Origin of the sequence: Allokutzneria sp. NRRL B-24872 (assembly GCF_002155965.1) — a bacterium.
Taxonomy (GTDB): domain Bacteria; phylum Actinomycetota; class Actinomycetes; order Mycobacteriales; family Pseudonocardiaceae; genus Allokutzneria.
Window position 1 is genome coordinate 1 of sequence record NZ_MUMH01000418.1, and the last position, 694, is coordinate 694.

Sequence of the window (694 nt, forward strand, 5' to 3'; positions counted from 1 at the left end):
GAGCATGACGATGCGGTCGACACCCGGCGCGATGCCGCCGTGCGGCGGGGCGCCGAAGCGGAACGCGCGCAGCATGCCCGCGAACTGCTCCTCGACGGTGTCACGGTCGTAGCCCGCGATCTCGAAGGCCTTGAGCATGATCTCGGGCTCGTGGTTCCGGATGGCGCCGGAGGACAGCTCGACGCCGGTGCAGACGATGTCGTACTGCCAGCCGAGGATGTCCAGCGGGTCCTGGGTCTCCAGGGCCTCCAGACCGCCCTGCGGCATGGAGAAGGGGTTGTGCGAGAAGTCGATCTTGCCGGTGTCCTCGTCCTTCTCGTACATCGGGAAGTCGACGATCCAGCAGAACCGGAAGACGCCCTCCTCGAAGTGCCCGGCGCGCTTGGCGGCCTCGACCCGCACCGCGCCCATGATCTTCGAGACCTCTTCGAACTCGCCCGCGCCGAAGAAGACCGCGTGACCGGCGGCCAGCGACAGACGCTTGGTCAGCTCGGCGACGTTCTCCTCGGTGAGGAACTTGGCGATCGGGCCGGACAGCGAACCGTCCTCCGCGACCCGCACCCAGGCCAGACCCTTGGCGCCCTGCTCGATCGCGTACTCGCCGAGCTGGTCGAAGAACTTGCGCGGCTGGGCCGAGACGTCCGGCACGGCGAGCGCGCGCACGTGCTTGCCGGCGAACGCCTTGAACTCTGAG

The 694-nt window shown here is 68.3% G+C and carries 1 protein-coding gene; it reads right to left on the reverse strand.

Annotated features, from left to right (window positions below; all coding sequences use genetic code 11):
- Nucleotides 1–694 (reverse strand): amino acid--tRNA ligase-related protein (locus tag CCN37_RS38420; RefSeq protein WP_305764732.1); only part of this gene is annotated, 694 nt, incomplete at both ends.